The sequence below is a fragment of the Vulgatibacter sp. genome, from assembly GCF_041687135.1.
In the GTDB taxonomy this organism is placed as follows: Bacteria; Myxococcota; Myxococcia; order Myxococcales; family Vulgatibacteraceae; genus JAWLCN01.
In genome coordinates, this window is sequence record NZ_JAWLCN010000003.1 from 435,572 (window position 1) to 452,006 (window position 16,435).

At 72.2% G+C, this 16,435-nt stretch carries 16 protein-coding genes; 7 read left to right on the forward strand and 9 right to left on the reverse strand.

The features are described from left to right. The 6 genes from ACESMR_RS09250 to ACESMR_RS09275 form a co-directional block, all read right to left on the reverse strand. The gene (locus ACESMR_RS09250) at positions 1-780 is read right to left on the reverse strand and encodes a hypothetical protein (protein ID WP_373046772.1); all 780 of its coding nucleotides are present in this window, start codon (positions 778-780) and stop codon (positions 1-3) included. A gap of 12 nt (positions 781-792) precedes the next feature. Beyond that, complete coding sequence (locus tag ACESMR_RS09255) at positions 793-1,635, reverse strand: TIGR02147 family protein (RefSeq protein ID WP_373046773.1); 843 nt, start codon at positions 1,633-1,635, stop codon at positions 793-795. Positions 1,636-1,640: 5 nt separating this feature from the next. Then, entirely contained in the window at positions 1,641-3,113 is a 1,473-nt protein-coding gene (locus ACESMR_RS09260; RefSeq protein WP_373046774.1) for a vWA domain-containing protein, read from the reverse strand. A 108-nt stretch (positions 3,114-3,221) separates the two neighbouring features. After that, entirely contained in the window at positions 3,222-4,256 is a 1,035-nt protein-coding gene (locus tag ACESMR_RS09265; protein ID WP_373046775.1) for a two-component system sensor histidine kinase NtrB, read from the reverse strand. 4 nt (positions 4,257-4,260) lie between these two features. Continuing rightward, the gene (locus ACESMR_RS09270; RefSeq protein WP_373046776.1) at positions 4,261-4,599 is read right to left on the reverse strand and encodes a P-II family nitrogen regulator; all 339 of its coding nucleotides are present in this window, start codon (positions 4,597-4,599) and stop codon (positions 4,261-4,263) included. A gap of 73 nt (positions 4,600-4,672) precedes the next feature. Next, entirely contained in the window at positions 4,673-5,821 is a 1,149-nt protein-coding gene (locus ACESMR_RS09275) for an esterase/lipase family protein (RefSeq protein ID WP_373046777.1), read from the reverse strand. A 115-nt stretch (positions 5,822-5,936) separates the two neighbouring features. On the opposite strand from ACESMR_RS09275, the gene ACESMR_RS09280 reads away from it, so the two are divergent. The 3 genes from ACESMR_RS09280 (at position 5,937) to ACESMR_RS09290 (ending at position 10,006) form a co-directional block, all read left to right on the forward strand. Continuing rightward, positions 5,937-7,367, forward strand: a complete 1,431-nt coding sequence (locus ACESMR_RS09280) for a sensor histidine kinase (protein WP_373046778.1) — start codon at positions 5,937-5,939, stop codon at positions 7,365-7,367. 66 nt (positions 7,368-7,433) lie between these two features. Beyond that, a complete protein-coding gene (locus tag ACESMR_RS09285; RefSeq protein ID WP_373046779.1) occupies positions 7,434-8,837 on the forward strand; it encodes a sigma-54-dependent transcriptional regulator in 1,404 nt (467 codons plus the stop codon). A gap of 119 nt (positions 8,838-8,956) precedes the next feature. Beyond that, positions 8,957-10,006, forward strand: coding sequence for a hypothetical protein (locus ACESMR_RS09290; protein WP_373046780.1), 1,050 nt, complete (start codon positions 8,957-8,959; stop codon positions 10,004-10,006). On the opposite strand, the gene ACESMR_RS09295 is transcribed toward ACESMR_RS09290, so the two are convergent. After that, on the reverse strand, positions 10,003-10,524 hold the full coding sequence (locus ACESMR_RS09295) for a hypothetical protein (protein ID WP_373046781.1): 522 nt from the start codon (positions 10,522-10,524) through the stop codon (positions 10,003-10,005). The two genes, ACESMR_RS09290 and ACESMR_RS09295, sit on opposite strands and share 4 nt — an antisense overlap. 81 nt (positions 10,525-10,605) lie before the next feature. Between ACESMR_RS09295 and ACESMR_RS09300 the strand changes: the two genes are divergently transcribed. After that, complete coding sequence (locus ACESMR_RS09300; protein WP_373046782.1) at positions 10,606-11,607, forward strand: hypothetical protein; 1,002 nt, start codon at positions 10,606-10,608, stop codon at positions 11,605-11,607. A gap of 1 nt (position 11,608) precedes the next feature. On the opposite strand, the gene ACESMR_RS09305 is transcribed toward ACESMR_RS09300, so the two are convergent. Then, complete coding sequence (locus ACESMR_RS09305; protein ID WP_373046783.1) at positions 11,609-12,103, reverse strand: hypothetical protein; 495 nt, start codon at positions 12,101-12,103, stop codon at positions 11,609-11,611. Between the two features lie 131 nt (positions 12,104-12,234). On the opposite strand from ACESMR_RS09305, the gene ACESMR_RS09310 reads away from it, so the two are divergent. The 3 genes from ACESMR_RS09310 (at position 12,235) to ACESMR_RS09320 (ending at position 14,232) form a co-directional block, all read left to right on the forward strand. Further along, positions 12,235-13,281, forward strand: coding sequence for a metal-dependent hydrolase (locus tag ACESMR_RS09310; RefSeq protein WP_373046784.1), 1,047 nt, complete (start codon positions 12,235-12,237; stop codon positions 13,279-13,281). Continuing rightward, positions 13,275-13,538 carry a hypothetical protein gene (locus ACESMR_RS09315; RefSeq protein WP_373046785.1) on the forward strand — a complete coding sequence of 88 codons (264 nt, stop codon included), beginning with the start codon at positions 13,275-13,277 and terminating at the stop codon, positions 13,536-13,538. The genes ACESMR_RS09310 and ACESMR_RS09315 overlap by 7 nt, the downstream gene beginning before the upstream one ends. 130 nt (positions 13,539-13,668) lie before the next feature. After that, positions 13,669-14,232, forward strand: coding sequence for an aminotransferase class V-fold PLP-dependent enzyme (locus ACESMR_RS09320; protein WP_373046786.1), 564 nt, complete (start codon positions 13,669-13,671; stop codon positions 14,230-14,232). Here the strand turns inward: ACESMR_RS09320 and ACESMR_RS09325 are convergent. Beyond that, positions 14,162-16,411, reverse strand: a complete 2,250-nt coding sequence (locus ACESMR_RS09325) for an ATP-binding protein (RefSeq protein ID WP_373046787.1) — start codon at positions 16,409-16,411, stop codon at positions 14,162-14,164. The two genes, ACESMR_RS09320 and ACESMR_RS09325, sit on opposite strands and share 71 nt — an antisense overlap. Positions 16,412-16,435: the final 24 nt, after the last annotated feature.

The window sequence follows — 16,435 nt, forward strand, 5'->3', positions numbered from 1 at the left end:
TCAGCCCGAGACGGCTGCGCTCCAGCCGATCGACTGCTGCGGCCTGGCGTCGTCGTCGGTCTCCACCACCACCTTGCCGCTGCGGAAGCCCGTCGCCGCCGGGCGGAGGAGCAGCCTGCCCTGCCAGCGTTCGCCTGCCTGCAGGGTGAGGGGGAGCGCGGGCCCGGCGATCTCCACCTCGTCGCCCTCGGCCACGATCCGCTCGAGGCGCAGGGGCGCGCAGCCGTCGTTGGCGACCTCGAGGGGCATCTGCCAGACGGCGCCGGTGAAGACGTTGCCGAAGGAGAGAAGCGCGCAGGGCATCGCCTCGCCGCAGAGCACCGTCGCCTCCGGGCGCCGCGGGCCGAGGGGCGCCGACCAGGGGATCTCGAGGCGACGGTCGTTCTCGCCGCCGGGCTGGACGCCCTCGCGGCGGTGGTCGACCACGAGCTTGCCCTCGGCGGAGAGGACGCCGTTCTCGGGCAGGTGGATCACCGCCACCAGCTCCTGCGTGCCGTAGCCGTCCACCTCGAAGGAGGAGGGATGGGCCTCTTCGCCCCGGGTTCCGCCGGCGACCGCGTCGACGTCGAAGGGGGTCTGGTTGGAGAGCAGGTGCGAGGCGCGGCGGGTGCCGCCGGGGCACGAGGATTCGAGGGTGAGGGCGGCGGGCAGGGCGCGCAGATCGCTCGGGATCGGCTCGGGCTTCGGGCCGCCGGAGTCCTCGTCGGGATTGCCCACCTCGGTGCCGAGGCAGCCGGAAAGGATCGTCGTCAGGAGAAGCGGGATCAGTCGCCGAGCCATCGGTGCGTTCCTCTAATCCTTCGGCTTCCGGGTGAGCGGGAAGAGCTGGATGTTGACCTGGTAGACCTCGCTCGCCCCGTCGTCCTGGTCGCAGCGCTCGAGCATCTCACGACGGAAGCGCTGGATGCGCTCTTTGAGCTCCGCCACCGTCTCGGGCTTCACCGCCACGGTGATCGCGCCGACGTCGCGGAGCGCCGCCGGGACTGCGTCGAGGGCCTCGGAGGCCTGCTCCATCATCTGCCGGAGGAAGGTCTTGGCGGTGACCTTGAGCTCGTCGCCCTGCACCCGCACGCCGGTGGAGAGCGTGCGCTCGCCGCGGCCGAGCTTGCCGCCGGCGTCGCGCTCGAGCAGGCCGAGATCCTCGAGGACCCGCAGGGCCCGCAGGATCTCCTCGCGGGAGATCCGGGTGAGGAGCCGCGGACCGATCCAGTCGGGATCCGCCTCGAAGTCCGGGTGGGCGGCGAGCTCGCGGATCGCCGGGTAGTACCAGTGGCGCAGGTATTCGAGCCGCGAGGCGTCGAGCTTGCGCCACTCCTGGAAGCGCTTGGAGGCGATCACCCGCTCGAAGAGCAGGTTCTTCTCGGCGAGGTTGCGGGCCTGGTTCCAGGAGACGAGGTCCCGGAAGAAGACCGCCTCGTGCTCGGGGAGCTTGAGCACCTCGAGGAAGCGATCCACCGAGTCGAGGCTGAGGTTGCGGTCGCCCTCGATCACCAGCTTGAGGAAATTGGGCGAGGCGAAGCCCGCCTTCCGCGCGAAATAGCGGTAGCTGAACGCGGGAAGGCGGGCCTTCTCCGCGTCGTACCAGGCGCGCAGGTACTGCCGGTAGTCGAGGAAGTCGTAGACCGAGGGCACCATCGTTCCTACCGCCAGATCCCCGCCGCGGTGTCGACGAGCTCGACGAACTCCGCCCGGTCGGCGTCGCCGCCGACGAGGGGCGCTGCGATCGCGCGGACCTGCGCGAAGTCGGCGCCGATGCTGTGGCTGCTGCGGCGGAGGATCTCGGCGTACTCCGCGACCGCTGCGGCGAAGCGGGTGGAGGCCGAAGCCTCGTCGAAGGAGGCGAGCACGTCGCCGGTGCGCAGCTCCGCGGTCATCTCGGTGTCGGTGGCGGCGCCGGGGGGCTGGTAGCGGATCGCCAGGGTGGCGAGGGCCGCGTCGCTCTCCAGGGCGCCGGGCTGCAGCTCGATCTCGAGGAGCGCGGTGACGTCATGGCCCGCTCCCACGTCGCCGGTGTCCACGTCGTCCTTCACGAAGTCGTCGTCGTCGATGGCGCGGTTCTCGTAGCCGAGGAGACGGTGGCGCTTCACCACCTGCGGATCGAACGTGAGCTGCACCTTCGTGTCCTCCGCCACCACCACCATGGTGGAGAGCAGATCGCGGCGCACCACGCGCTCCGCCTCGCCGATCCCATCCACATAGGCGTAGTTACCGTTACCGTGGGCGGCGAGCCGCTCCATCTGCGCGCCGTTGTAGTTGCCGCTGCCGAAGCCCAGGGTGGTGAGGTAGACGCCGCTCGCCCGCTTCTCCTGGATCAGATCGATGAGCGGATCGCCGTAGAGCCCCACGTTGAAATCGCCGTCGGTGGCGAGGATGACGCGGTTGATCCCCTGGTCCTCGAAGTGGCGCTGCGCCAGCTCGTAGGCGGCGCGGATCCCGCCCTCGCCGTTGGTGGAGCCGCTCGCGCCGAGGCGATCGATCGCCTGCTGGATCACGCTGCGCATGGAGGCGGGGGTGGGCTCGAGCACGGTGCCCACCGCGCCGGAGTAGACCACCAGCGCCACCGTGTCGTCGGGGCGGAGCTCGTCGAGGAGGATCGAGAGCGTGCGCTTCACCAGCGGGAGCTTGTCGGGTTCGTCCATCGAGCCGGAGACGTCGACCAGGAAGACGAGGTTGGCCCTGCCCCGCTCCGCCACGCTGCGGGCCTGGAGGCCGACGCGGAGGAGGTGGAGCCCCTCGCCGAAGGGCGAGGGCGCCGCCTCGAGGTGCGCGGCGAAGGCCTCGTCCACCGGGGGCTCGTAGCCGTAGGAGAAATAGTTCAGGTACTCCTCCACCCGGACGCCGTCGACGTGGGGGAGGTAGCCGCCGTGGAGGTCCCGGCGCATCAGCGCGTAGGAGGCGGTGTCGACGTCGACGCCGAAGGTGGCGCGGGCGTCCTGCGCGGTCTCGACGAAGGGGTTCTCGCCGACCTGCTGGTACTGCTCGCCGCCGTGCCAGGGGGCGCCGCCGGGCTCGCCCGACCAGTGGGGCGAGCCGCCAATGCCCGCGTCGGCCTCGCTCATGCCGCAGCCAGCAATCGCCGCCGCACCCAGCGCCACCAGAAGCATCCGCCGCATCGCACCCTCCTCGCTCGTGTGTGATCGCAGGATAACGGCGCCCGGCGCAATGCCGAGGGGGCAAGCGGGCCTTTCCGTGTTCCGCCCGGAATACGCTGCGCTCGCCACTCACAGCGGCAGCAGCAGCTCCGCCTCCGCTCCGCCGCCGTCCCTGCGGTCGCGGAGCTCGAGCCTGCCGCCGTGGGCCTCGGCGATCCGCCGCGAGATCACGAGGCCCAGCCCCGTCCCCCGCGGCTTGTCGGTGGCGAAGGGCGTGAAGAGTTCCACCCCCTCGGGAAGCCCCGGCCCCTGATCGATCACCGCGATCCGCAGGAGCTGCCGCGTCCTGCCCCGCACCCGCACCCGCATCCCAGGCGCGATCCCGGTCTCGATCACCACCGCCCCCTGCCGCCCCGCCATCGCCTCCGCCGCGTTCTTCACCAGGTTGAGCAGCACCTGCTGCACCGAATCGCGGTCCAGCTCCACCTCGGGCAGCGAGGGATCGAAGCGGCGCTCGAAGGCCACGCCCCGTGGCAGCAGGCCCTTCGCGAGGAGGAGCACGTCGTCGATCACGGCGTGCACGTTCTCGGGCCGGAGCTCCAGCGGCAGCGGCCTGGTGAGATCGAGGAGCGACTGCACCAGCCCGTCCACCCGCTTCGCCTCCCGGGCGATGAGCTCGGTATAGACCCGCAGCGGCGAGCCCGCCGCGAGCTCGTCGCCCATCAGCTCCGCGGCGCCCTTGAGTCCCGCCAGCGGGTTCTTGATCTCGTGGGCGAGGCCCGCAGCCAGCGCCTCGAGATCGATCCGCCCCTGCGCCTCGCGCAGCCGCACCACCACCGCCCGCACGCCGCTGCGCTTGAGCAGCGGCGCCGCGGTGGCGACCACCTTGCCCTTCGGCGGCCCGAGATCGATCTCACCCTGGGTGCTCACCCGCTCGGCGACGGAGCGGGCGACGAGCTCCGCCAGCGCCACGCCGGTTCGCGGCAGCGCCGCCACCGGGCGCAGGCCGAAGCGGCTGCCCGAGAGGCCGAGCAGCTCCTCCGCAGCGGCGTTGACGTGGAGCACGGTGCCGGCGCGGGAGACGAGGAGCGTCGGCCCGGGATGGGCGTCGAGGGCTTCGCGAAAGAGGCGCCCGCCGCGGCTTTTCCTGCGAGGAGGCGCCAACGGGCTACAGCGCCTCTTCGCCCCGCTCGCCGGTGCGGATGCGGATCACCTCGTCCACCGGGAGCACGAAGATCTTGCCGTCGCCGATGCGTCCGGTGCGGGCAGCGTTCTGGATCGCCTCCACCACCGCGTGGACCTGGTGATCGGCGACGACCACCTCGATCTTCACCTTGGGGAGGAAGTCGACCACGTACTCCGCGCCCCGGTAGAGCTCGGTGTGGCCCTTCTGCCTGCCGAAGCCCTTCGCCTCGATCACGGTGAGGCCGGCCACGCCCACCTCGGCGAGGGCTTCCTTCACCTCGTCCAGTTTGAAGGGCTTGACGATGGCCTCGATCTTCTTCATGGCGCGGCTGCTCTTCGAAGGGGTCCGCTGCGGACCGGAATGCGCCGGAGGCTACTTGCCGGCAGCTGCCCTTTCAAGCGCTCGCTGCCGCGGGCGCGGCAGCGGCGGCGGCGGCGATGAAGCCGGCCACGTCGCTCCACAAGGCGAGGAAGCGGGTGCGGTCGAAGCCGCTGCCGCTGGAGAGCCAGTCGAAGTGCGGCGGCAACGCCTGCGGATCGTGGTAGTGGCCGATGACGTCGAGGTGGTCCGCCCGCGTGGCGTGGATCACCTCGCCCCAGGGCTGCGAGTGCGTGGGGACCATGCCGTCGCTCGACGCTGCAGGCGGCACCGCGCCGTACGCGCCCACCAGCGCCGCTGCCTGCGCCGGCGCGAGATCCACCGCCTTCATCCGCGAGGAGAGCCGGTGCATCACGCTGTAGAGCGCGTGGGTTCCCTGGGCGTAGGGGTCGAGCCCCGCGGCGAGGGTGCTGCCCACGCCGGGCGCCCGGGCCCAGGTGATCACCGAGCCGCAGGCGACGCCGGGCCGGTCTCCGGTCGAGGCGTTGAAGACGTCCATCGCCTCCGGCGTGATCTGCGGCAGGAGGGCCTGATCGCCGCGCACCTCGTGGAGGAAGCCGAGGATCGTCTCCCGCCGCTCGGGGGTGAAGTCGGCGAGGAGCTGGCCGTAGATCTGGTCGAGGACGTTGTGGTCGAAGCCGACGTGCTCGTCGAGGCGGGCGGTGAGGGCGCCGAGCTTGAGCAGCGCGGCGATGGGCACGTGGCCGAAACGCAGCGCGTAGATGGTCCCGAGCGAGAGAACCTCGAGGAGCTTCTGCCCGAGGACGCTGGCGAAGAAGCCGGCGGCGGGCGTGCCGTGGTGGGGCGTGGAGACGGTGACCACCGAGCGGACCCGCGCGGCCCAGGGCTCCACCTCGTGGTTGGTGGGGAGCGCCGCGCCAGGGGTGACGAGCAGGCGCGCATCGAGGCCGCCGCTGGAGTGGCCGACGACGTGGATCGGATCGTCCCCCTCGCCAGCGGTGGCGGCGATGGTCTCGAGGAGGATGGCAGCCCGGCGCCGGATCGAGGCGGTGGGCGAGGTCTCCACCGGCCAGATCTTCACGTCGAGGCCGCGCTCGCCCAGGGTGGCGAGGAGCACGTCGCGCACGTGGTGGAAGTAGGCGAGGTCGCCGAGGTTGGCGAAGCCGAAGAAGCCCGGGACGAGATAGAGGTGGTGGGTCGGCATCTTCCTCACTTTGCCGCGCTCGAAGGCCGCGAGCCCGGGAAACCGCCGGGCGGTGGCCTACCTTCCCTCCCCGGCGGACGAGCGCAAGGGGCTTCGTGGCGGTAGGATGTGCGCGATGCTGCGCACCATCGGCGCCCGCCTCGCCGCCGCCTACCTCCTCCCCTCCCTCCTCGGCCTCGCCGCGCTGGGCTATTACGTGGACGCCCTCGCCAGGCGGGCCCTCGAGGAGGAGCTCGGCCGCAAGGTGACCGCGGTGGCTGCAGCGGCCGCGGCGACGATGCCCGCCGACAGGATCGCCTTCCTCCGGCCCGGTGACGAGCAGACCCGCACCTACCGCAACGTGCACGAGCGCCTCGAGGAGCTCCGCGCTGCGACCGGCGTGCGGCGCCTGCTCCTCTTCGCGCCGGACGAGCGGGCCCTCGTGGACGCCGGGGGCGACGCGCCGATCGGCGCCCCGCTGCCGGAGCTCGCCCGGGATCGCTTCGAGCTCACCGGCGTCCTCGCCGGCGAGGCGCAGGCCTCGCAGCTCCTCTTCGAGGAGGGCGGCGCGCTCTTCAAGGCGGGCTACGCGCCGGTGCGCGAGGGTGACCGGGTGGTGGCGGCGGTGCTCGCGGAAGGCTCGGCTGCCTCCTTCGCCGTGCTCCGGGAGTTCCGCGCCTCGCTCCTCGGCCTCGGCCTCGTCGCCGCCATCGGCGTGGTGGCGGTGGCCTTCCTCTTCTCGCGCACGCTGGTTTCGCCGATCCGCAGGCTCGCTGCAGCGGCCCGCCGCATCGGCGGCGGCGACCTCGCCACCCCGGTGCCGCACGCGGCCACCGAGGAGCTGGGGAGCCTCGCGGCGACGCTGGAGGAGATGCGCGAGGAGCTCCTCGCCCGCGATCGGCAGCTGCAGATGATGCTCGCGGGGATCGCCCACGAGGTCCGCAATCCCCTGGGCGGCATGGAGCTCTACAGCGGGCTCCTCCTCGAGGAGCTCGCAGGCGACGCCGAGAAGGCCCGGCAGGTGCAGCGGATCCGCCGGGAGATCGAGCACCTGGGGCGGTTGGTCAACGAATTCCTCGACTATGCGAGGGAGCGCCCCCTCGCCACCGAGGAGGTCGCCGCAGCGGCGCTCCTCGAGGAGGCGGCGGCGCTCTCCGCGCCGGAGGCGAGCACCAGGGGTGTGACACTCGAGGTGCAAGCTGCCGGGGCCTCGGTCCACTGCGACCCGGCACAGGTGAAGCGGGCGCTCCTCAACCTGGCCCGCAACGCGGTGCAGGCCTCGCCCCCGGGCAGCAAGGTGGAGCTCCGCGCCCTGCCTGCAGGGGATCGGGTCCGACTCGAGGTGGTCGACCGCGGCGCCGGCGTCCCCGCCGGCAGCGAGGCGCGGATCTTCGAGCCCTTCTTCACCACCCGGGAGAAGGGCACGGGGCTGGGGCTCGCCTTCGTGCGGCGGATCGCCGAGGAGCACGGCGGCGCCGTGCGCCACGAGCCGACGCCCGGTGGCGGCGCCACCTTCGTGCTCGAGTTGCCGGCGGCGGCTTCCACTGCGGTGCGCGCCCATGGATGATTGGCGGGCCGCCCCGCTCTCTTGGTAGAAACGAGCGACGCGCGGACGGCGCGAGGGGAGGTTGCCGTGGCGACCGTGCTGATCATCGACGACAACGAAGCGATGCGCGAGGGGATGGCGATCACCGTGGCGCGGATGGGTCACGACGTGACCGCCGCAGCAGGCGGCGCCGAAGGCCTCGCGGTGGCGCGGCGCAAGCGCTTCGACTTCGTGGTCACCGACCTGAAGATGGACGGCACCGACGGCCTCGAGGTGGTGCGGCAGCTCCGCGCCGAGGATCCGGACGCGGTGGTGCTGGTGGTCACCGCCTTCGGCACGGTGGAGACCGCCGTCGAGGCGATGAAGCAGGGCGCCTTCGACTTCATCCAGAAGCCCTTTCCCCCCGACGTCCTCCGGGCCAAGGTCGACAAGGCGCTGGAGGTGGCGGCCTCCCGCCGCGAGGTGGCGCGGCTGCGCGAGCACAACCGGGCGATGGCAGAGGACGCCACCCCGCGCTTCGACCTGCAGGCGATGGTGGGCCAGTCGCAGGCGATGCAGACGATCTTCTCGGCGGTGCGCAAGGTCGCAGCCACCGACACCACCGTGCTCGTCCTCGGCGAGAGCGGCACCGGCAAGGAGCTGATCGCCAGGGCGCTGCACGATCTCTCGCCCAGACGCGACGGCCCCTTCGTCACCGTCAACTGCGCGGCGCTCGCGGAGGGCGTGCTCGAGAGCGAGCTCTTCGGCCACGAGAAGGGCGCCTTCACCGGCGCGATCCGACGCAAGCTCGGCCGCTTCGAGCTGGCCGACGACGGCACCATCTTCCTCGACGAGATCGGCGAGATCTCGATGAACGTGCAGACCAAGCTGCTGCGCGTCCTCCAGGAGCGCGAGATCCAGCGGGTCGGTGGCGACGACACGGTGCGGGTCGACGTGCGGGTGATCTCGGCGACCAACAAGGATCTCGCCCAGCTGGTGAAGGAGGGCCGCTTCCGCGAGGACCTCTACTACCGGCTCCACATCGTGCCGATCACGCTGCCGCCGCTGCGCGAGCGCCCCGAGGACATCCCGCTCCTCGCCGAGCATTTCGTCCGCAAGCACGCGCCGCGGATCAACCGCAGGGTGAAGGCGATCGGCGTCGAGGCCCGCAAGGCGATGGTCCGCTACCGCTGGCCCGGCAACGTCCGCGAGCTGGAGAACGCGGTGGAGCAGGCGCTGGTCTTCTGCGAGGCGGAGGAGATCGGCGTCACCGACCTGCCCCAGGTGCTGGGGACGCCGCGCAACGACGCGGTCCTCAGCCTGCCCACCGGCGAGCTCTCCCTCACCGAGGTCCTCGAGGATCTGGAGCGGCAGCTCATCGCCAGGGCCTACGAGAAGGCCCGCGGGGTGAAGACCGAGACCGCCAGGCTCCTCGGGATCAAGACCTCGGCGCTCTACTACAAGCTGGAGAAATACGGCTTCATCCAGAAGGGTGAGCAGCCGGACGCCTGATCGCGAAAAACCGGCTCCAGCCCCTCAGAAAACCAAGGACGGCGGAAGCCACCGCCGGCCCAAGCCACCGGAAAGACGGGGAAGCCCTGGCGGCATGGGGCTTGCTGCGCAGGAGCGCGATGAAGTCCGCTGCCCTCCTCCTCGCCTGCCTGCTCGCCCTCGCCCTGCCCGGGCGCTCCGACGCGAGCGAATTGCCTCCCGCCGACCCGGCACGGACCCAGGCGCAGCTCCGCGAGGTGGAGACGCGCCGGGGGGCGCTGGCCGCGGAGCTGGACCAGCTCGCCCGCCGCATCGAGGCCCGCAAGGCAGCGGCGCGGGAGACGATGCTCCCAGACGGCGAATTGCTCGGCCTGCTCCGGCAGTCCCAGCGCCTCGCCGATCAGCTCGTCTCCCTGCAGCGCGAGGAGGACGCAGCCAGGGCCCGGCACCGGCAGGCCCTGGAGATTCGCCTCTCCCTGCAGGAGCGCGCACTCGACGGGCTCCGCGAGACCGGTGGCTCCAACTCCATCGCCCTGGCGGAGGCGGAGCGCAACCGCCTGCGCCGGGAGCTCGAGGCGCTCTCGCCGGTGCAACCGGAGGTGGTGGGGCTGCCCGATCGCACCCACGACGATCCCGACGAGATCCGCGAGCAGGCCGACCTCCTTCGCGATCAGCGGGACCGGGTGGTCGCGCAGCTCGCCAGGGTGGAGGCGCGCATCGACGAAGCCCGGGAGGAGGAGCTCCTCGCCAGGGAGCTCCGCGACTTCGCCCGGGAAGGCGACCTCTTCGACGACGGCGAGCGGGTGATGCGGGCGGGCCGCACCGTGACCCGCAACGCGCCGGCCCGGGGCGGCGAAGACAGCGACGCGGGCGCGCCGCCGGCGCAGGGGGAGAGCGACGGGCTCGGCCCCACCTACGGACAGCACGGCGGCGGGGGTCTCGGCAGCGGCGGCCCGGTGGCAGAGCCGGTCGTCGGCGGCAGTGCCACCACCCTGCGGATCGTGGGGACGCGGCCCCTCGGCGCCGGCGAGCTCGGATCGCGGCGTCTCCCCGTCCTCGACGGCGACGAGTCGGTGGACGAGCTGCTGGAGCAGCAGCAGGCCCTGCAGGAGCTGGCGCGGGAGCTGGAGCGGCGGGCCGACGAGCTCGATGGCCGCGCCCGCCGCCTGGCGGATCCGCAGGGCCGTTAGAAGACCGCCGCGTTCACCTCGAAGACCGCCCGGGCCCGCACCGCGGTGTCGTGGGTGGGCGGGCGCCCGGAGACGATGGTCGTGATCGCCAGGTTCTTCGCCACGGCGTAGGGCTTGAACTCCACGTCCATCACGTCGAGGGAGACGCTGGTGGCGCCGTCGGGGATCGACGACTTCTCCGCGATCTTCCGCTTCTCCACCCCGTCGGCCTCGGCGAAGACCTCGATCTTCTGCAGGAAGTCGATGGTGCCGCCCTCGGGCTCGGTGACGCCGAAGACGAGCGAGGTGAGCTTCACCGACTCGACGTCGTCCGCGGAGATCCCGTTGTCCTTGAAGCTCTTCTCGAAGGAGAAGTTGTTGAGCCCCGGGATCTCGAGGGGAAGGTTGTCGATGGGGACGCTGCCGAGCGGGCTGCCCGGGATCTGCGCCGTCCCCTCCACCGGCACCTCGAAGGTGTCCAGGCTGTCACAGGCGGGCAGGGCAAGTGCGATTCCAAGGGCCAGCAGGGGCGCGCGCATCGTGTTCCTCCCAAAGGTCAAATGGAGGCAGCGTAGCAACGCTGTCGGCTCCGGCCAACGGTGCGCTACGCTGCGACACGGATGTTGCGCCGCCTCGCCATCGTTGTCGTTCTCACCTGCAGTGCAGCCGCACAGGCTGCGCCGCCGGCGTTGGAATTCGATGGCAGGCTGACCCTCGGGCCCTCCTGGGATACCAACGTGCGCCGCCGCAGCGCCGGCGCCGGCGTGGTCTCCGACGAGGGGCTCTTCCTCCTCGCTGCAGGTGATCTGGTCTGGCGCCCGGCGGACGGCCACCGGACCTCGCTCTCCTGGGACGGTGGCAGCCGCGTCTTCGACGAGGTGGGCAGCGAAGACCAGCTGGTCCACCTCCTCACCGCGGGCCATGCGCTGCAGGTCGGCGAGGCCTTCGTCGCCGGCGCGGAGCTGCGGCGGCGCGACCAGCTGCTCCGCTCCGGGGCGCGGAGCAGCGCCGACAGCGCCGGCAGCCTCTTCCTCGAGTGGCAGGGGATGCCGCGCCTCGTGCCACGCCTCCGCGCCGGCTGGCGCCGCTTCGACTGGTGGCCCGACGAGACCTGGAGCGCCACCGGCCCCTGGGGCGGCCTCTCGCTCCAGGCGCGCCCCTTCGCGCGGCACCTGGCCAGCGCAGGCTACGAGGCCCACCTCCGCGAATTTCCCGATCGCAGGGAGGTGCTCCACCAGGGCCACCTCGGCTGGACCTGGCGCAGCGGCGTGGTCCTCTCCGGCAGCTACCTCCTCGGCGTCGCCGGCAGCGACGTGCCGGGCTACGCCAGCGTGCGCCACCGCTTCCAGCTCCTCTTCGGATCGAGGCTGCCGGCGGGGTTCCTCCTCAACGCCCAGGCGGTGCTGCAGCTGGTGGAGTTCCCGGAGGGCTTCCGCCTCGACCAGTTCACCGTCGCCGACGACGAGGAGAGCCTCTCCTCGCTCTCGCTCAAATTGGCGCGGCCGCTCGGCAGCGGCCTCTCGATCGAGGCGCGCTACCAGCTGCACCTCGCCACCTTCGTGAAGGCGGATCTCACCTACGAGCGGCACGTGCTGGCCACGGCGCTGACCTGGCGGTTCTGAATCAGGTGTGGCTGGGGCCCCGGGTGCCGATGCCGTGCCGGAGAAAGAGCTGGAACTCCGCCGAGGGGACCGCGAAGGCCGCCAGCTGCACGTCGAGGTGGCCGCCGGGGTACTGCAGGCGGGTCGACTTCTCCTCGCCGGGACGCACCCGCACCGTGCCCTTGCCGTGGGCAGCGAGGCCCGGAACCGCGAGCTCGTAGGCGATGGCGTAGCTGCCATCGCTCTCCAGGGCCGACTCGAGCCGCAGGCTCATCTTCGGCATCTCGAGGTTGCCGGGATCGGCCAGGGTCATCTCCACCGGCACGCCGCACATCCCGAGGAGCTTCGGCTCGGCGATCACGTCGCCCTGCTCGTCGGCGATCTGCATCGAGAAGAAGAGCTTCTCCTCGGGGCCTGCGGGCTGGGCCTGCGCGGGTGCAGGCGACTGCGCCGGGAAGAGAGCTGCTGCCAGCGCCAGGACCATCGCGACGAATGCAGGCACGGCGCGATTTTCCACGGGACGCTCCTTCGGCGGCGCCGGTGGAGGATCCACCCCGTGCCGCGAATCCGGGAATAGTAACGGGCGGCCATCGGCCGCGCAAACCAACCGGTCGACGTCCCGGAGGCCATGCACTACGTTCGGTTCCCTTGGACAACCTCTCCCACACCCTCGTCGGCATCCACCTCGCCCGCCTGCCCGCCTTCCGGTCGATCGGGCCGCGTCTCGCCTTCTGGACCGGCGTGGCTGCCTCCAACGCCCCGGACGTCGACGGCGTCCTGCGCTTCTGGAGCGAGCGGGCCTACATCTTCGAGCACCGCGGGATCACCCACTCGCTCCTGGCGGCGCTGCTCATCGCCCCGCTGGTGGCGGCGATCGCGGGCCTCGTCGCCAGGCGGCCCCTCCACCGGGACTTCCTGCCGCTCCTCGGGCTCTCGCTGGCAGGGGTGGCCGTCCACCTCTTCTTCGACCTGATCACCAGCTGGGGCACGATGCTGCTCCTGCCCTTCTCCCACGCCCGCCTCGCCCTCCCCTGGGTCTTCGTCCTCGACGTGGTGGTCTGGGCGATCCTCGGCATCCCCCTGCTGCGCACCGCCTGGCGGAGGCGCCGCGGCGGCATCCCCGATTCGATCGTCCGCCGCAGCAGCGTCGCCACGCTCTCCGTCCTCTCGCTCTACATCGCGCTCTGCGCCCTCGGACACGAGCGGGCCCGGCGGGTGGCGCTGGCGCAGCTGCCCGACGGGGCCGAGCCGGAGGAGGTCCTCGCCTTCCCCGTTCCGCCAGGGCCTTTGCTCTGGACCACCGCGGTCCGGGATGCGAACCAGGTCTGGCACCGGGGCTTCGCCTCGGTTCTCACCGGCGGTGTCACGCACGCCGGGCAGGTGGCCACCGGCCTCGACGATCCGCGGGTGCAGGTCGCCCTCGAGACCGAGCTCGGCTCGACCTACCGCTGGTTCGCCGCGGCGCTCTACCGCGCCTCCGCGACGGAGCTGGCGGCGGACGGTTCCTACGAGGTGACCCTGGCCGATCTCCGCTTCAGCGGCCCCTTCCGCGAGGAGGTGCCCTTCCAGCTCTGGATGGAGATCGGCCCCGACTTCCGGGTCCGCGCCTACGAGTTCCGCACCGGCCGCCTCTCGGCGGAGGAAGCGGCGGCGGCGCCGTCTCCGATCGCCGGCGACGAAGGGGGTGCATGGTGACCGACTGGAAGCAGTTCCGCGCCCGCTTCCCGGCGCTCCAGCGGCAGGTCTGGGTGAATGCGGCAGCGAGCTCGCCGCTGCCGCTGCCCGTCCACGAGGTGGCGCACAGCCACCTCGACGATCTGCTCCTCCATGGCGATCGCAACGTCGGCGCCTGGCTCGCCGGCGTGCAGCAGACGCGGCTGCTCCTCGCCCGGATCCTCGGCGGCGCGCCCGAGGAGGTGGCGTTCACGCCGAGAGCACCAGCCACTCGATGAACCTCGTCGCCTCGCTGCTGCGGGCCGAGAAGATCGAGGAGGTGGTGACGCTGGGGGCGGAATGTCCCGCCACCACCCTGCCCCTGATCCACCACGGCCTGCGCCTCCACTTCGTGGAGCCGGTGCAGGGGTGCACAAATGGGCCTGCGCCGGCTACGGCGCCGGGATGCTCTGGGTCCGCCGCGCGCTCGTCGAGCGCCACCGCTTCCCCTTCGCCGGCTGGCTCAGCGTCGAGCACCCGGAGCGGATGGAGAACCGGCGCCTCGAGCTGCGCCACACCGCGCAGGCGGCGGAGGTGGGCATCTTCGCGTTCGACGTGCCGCTGCGCCTCGGCGCCGCGCTGCGCCTCCTCGAGAGCGTCGGCTTCGACGCGATCCACCGGCGCATCGTAGAGCTCACCGATCGTCTCCGCGCGGGGCTCGCGTCCCTGGGGATCACCCCGCTCACCCCGGACGATCCGGCGATCCGCTCCGGGATCACGTCCTTCCCTGTCGCCGATCCGGAGGACTTCGTCGCGGCCCTGGCCGAGCGACAGGTGATCGCCAGCCCGCGCCGCGGCGCGGTGCGGGTCGCGCTCCACGCCTGCAACGACGAGGCGGACGTCGACGCGGCGCTCGAGGCGATCAGGCAGGTGGCTCGAGCGGCAGACTGGCGATGGCCACGGCGCCCCCGCCCTCCCGTGGCCGGAGGGTGATGGAGCCGCCATGGCACCGCACGATCTCGGCGGAGACGAAGAGCCCCACCCCCAGCCCCGCGATCTCGTTGGCGCTGCCGGCTGAGCCGCGGACGAAGCGGCCGAAGAGCGCGTTCGCCTCGTCGGCGGAGATGCCGATCCCCCGGTCCGCCACCTCCACCACCGCCCAGCCGTCCACGGCGGAAACACGAATCTCCACCGGCCCGCCGTGCGGGCTGTATTTGCATGCGTTGCCGATGAGGTTCTGGAAGACCTGCTCGACGCGGACCTCGTCCCAGCAGCCGACGGCGGGCTCGGCCTCGAGGAGGAGTTCGTGGAGCGGGGAGGCGGCGACCACCTCCGCGCCCACCCGCCCGACGAGCTCGGCGAGGTCGAAGCGGGAGAGCTCCAGATCGAGCCTGCCGCTGGAGAGGCGCGAGGCGTCGAGGACCTGTGCGACGAGGCGGCTCAAGCGATCCACCTGGCGCACCAGCACCCGGAACCGCTCGGTGTCCGCGCCGCTTGCGGCCATTTGCCGCTGGAGGAGCTGGAGCTGCGCCTTGAGCGTGGTGATCGGCGTCTTCAGCTCGTGGGAGGCGATGGTGAGGAACTCGTCCTTGACCCGGCTCGCGCGCTCCGTCTCCTCGAGCTGCTGCGCCAGGGCCGCCGCCATCTCGTCGAAGCGCGCGCCGAGCTGCCGCACCTCCCTGGTTGCCGTCCCTGCCGCGGGCCCGGCGCGGGCGGAGCGCTCGCCTGCGGCGATCCGCGTCGCGGCTTCGGAGACCGCCTCCACCGGCCGGATCACGGTGCGGCTCAGGGCCACCGCTGCGAGGGCGCCGACGCCGAGGGCGACCAGCGCCCCCAGGAGGAGCGCGAGACCACCCTTCTCGATCTCGGTCTGGAGAACGGCCTGCCTGGCGAGGACCACGATCCGCCAGCGCAGCGGCTCGAACTCCGCCACCACGAGGCGCACCGTCGATTGGGGGCGCAGCGTGCGGACCGATCCCGGCGTGGGCAGGAAGGTCGTCACCTCGCCCGGCGTCGCATCGCGCGCCGCTGCCACCGCATCCCGGGCAGGCAGGGTTCCCACGATCGGCATGCCGTGCCGATCGAGCACCAAGACCTCGAGGGGCGCCGGCACGAAGCGCTCCACGGGTCGGAGGAAGCGGCGCGGATCCATCTCCACCAGCAGCCTGCCGCCGCGGGGCACGGGTGCCGCCACGACGAGGGCTCCGACCGCTCCTTCCAGCTGTCCGAGCGCAGGGCCGGCGAGGCGCCCGGGGAAGAGCGCGCGTCCCGCCCGGATCAGGCGCAACGCCGCTTCCTCGTCACCGGTGGCCGAGACGCCGACCATCCGCCCGCTGCCGTCCTCGAGGGTGGCCACGGTGGCCGCGTCGAGTCCCGCAACCACCCGGTCGAGCGGGTCGCGGCTCCCGCTTCCGGCGTCCACCGCGGTGGCCGCCCCGGCGACCTTGCCCATCGTCTCCGCAAACGAAGCGCGGATGCCGACGCGGAGCTGGGTGACCTCGGCAAAGAGCTGGCGATCGAGCCCCTCGACCTGGCTCTGGTAGAGCAGCCGGGAGCCGAGATAGCCGAGGACGAGCAGCGGCAGCGCCCCGCCCAGCGCGAAGATCGAGAGGAGCGCGGCCTTGGTCCGGACCTCGGCGAGGGGCGGCGGCAGCCACGACAGCACGAGGCGGCGGACGAACGGGCCCAGCAGCGCGACCTGGACGATCAGCGCCCCGAGCATCCATTCGAGCACGCTCTTGGCGACCACGGTGGCAGCGGTGCCCGTGGGGTAGCCGGGCGCGAGGAGGACCATCCCCGCGAACATCGCCGGGCCGGCGACGATCCAGCCGAGGGCGGTGGCGGGGACCGGCAGGTGGCTGCGGGAGAGGCTGCCGGTGAGGGCGCCGAGTCCGATGAGCAGCAGCCAGCCCCAGGGATGCCCCCAGAGGAGCTGGGTGTAGGGACCTGCGATCGTGCCGGCGAGGGCACCGCCGGCGGGTCCGAAGAGGACCCCGGCGGCGATCACCGGCAGGGAGCCGAAGATCGCGTGGACGCCGGAGAGGATCTCGACCGGGAAGAGATTGATGAGGAAGCCGACCAGACCGAGGAGCGAGGCGAGGACGAGCGGGGGCCCGCGCCGCCTCGCCGCGGCGCCGGATGCCTTCTCCTCGTTCTGGCCGCCCCCGCGCACGGGGGAGACATAAGGCCGGTCGGC

What these genes read in the sequence shown, in the direction of transcription:
- ACESMR_RS09290 (WP_373046780.1), top strand. Translation starts at nt 8,957, where the DNA reads ATGAAGTCCGCTGCCCTCCTCCTCGCCTGCCTGCTCGCCCTCGCCCTG.
- ACESMR_RS09255 (WP_373046773.1), bottom strand. Translation starts at nt 1,635, where the DNA reads ATGGTGCCCTCGGTCTACGACTTCCTCGACTACCGGCAGTACCTGCGC.
- ACESMR_RS09250 (WP_373046772.1), bottom strand. Translation starts at nt 780, where the DNA reads ATGGCTCGGCGACTGATCCCGCTTCTCCTGACGACGATCCTTTCCGGC.
- ACESMR_RS09280 (WP_373046778.1), top strand. Translation starts at nt 5,937, where the DNA reads ATGCTGCGCACCATCGGCGCCCGCCTCGCCGCCGCCTACCTCCTCCCC.
- ACESMR_RS09295 (WP_373046781.1), bottom strand. Translation starts at nt 10,524, where the DNA reads ATGCGCGCGCCCCTGCTGGCCCTTGGAATCGCACTTGCCCTGCCCGCC.
- ACESMR_RS09315 (WP_373046785.1), top strand. Translation starts at nt 13,275, where the DNA reads ATGGTGACCGACTGGAAGCAGTTCCGCGCCCGCTTCCCGGCGCTCCAG.
- ACESMR_RS09270 (WP_373046776.1), bottom strand. Translation starts at nt 4,599, where the DNA reads ATGAAGAAGATCGAGGCCATCGTCAAGCCCTTCAAACTGGACGAGGTG.
- ACESMR_RS09300 (WP_373046782.1), top strand. Translation starts at nt 10,606, where the DNA reads ATGTTGCGCCGCCTCGCCATCGTTGTCGTTCTCACCTGCAGTGCAGCC.
- ACESMR_RS09260 (WP_373046774.1), bottom strand. Translation starts at nt 3,113, where the DNA reads ATGCGGCGGATGCTTCTGGTGGCGCTGGGTGCGGCGGCGATTGCTGGC.
- ACESMR_RS09275 (WP_373046777.1), bottom strand. Translation starts at nt 5,821, where the DNA reads ATGCCGACCCACCACCTCTATCTCGTCCCGGGCTTCTTCGGCTTCGCC.